This is a genomic window from Streptomyces sp. CC53, from assembly GCF_001865245.1.
In the GTDB taxonomy this organism is placed as follows: domain Bacteria; phylum Actinomycetota; class Actinomycetes; order Streptomycetales; family Streptomycetaceae; genus Streptomyces.
Map to the genome: position 1 here is coordinate 143,675 of NZ_MKXB01000170.1, position 218 is coordinate 143,892.

Sequence of the window (218 nt, forward strand, 5' to 3'; positions counted from 1 at the left end):
GGCCCGCGCGTTCGTGGACCTGCTCACCTCCGCCCGTCGGCAGCTCGGCGATGCCCCGCTGATCGTGGTGTGGGACAACGCCAGCACCCATCACGCCAAGGCCCTGCGGGAGTTCTGCGGCCGCAACAGCGACTGGCTCACCATCGTCAAGCTGCCTCCGTACGCACCCGACCTCAACCCCGTCGAAGGCGTGTGGGCCCACCTGAAGAAGTCCCTGG

General features: G+C 68.8%; 1 protein-coding gene. It reads left to right on the forward strand.

What is annotated here, in order from left to right:
• Nucleotides 1-218, forward strand: a 218-nt coding sequence (locus BJP40_RS36380; protein WP_177204436.1) for a transposase, incomplete at both ends; no start/stop codon positions are given.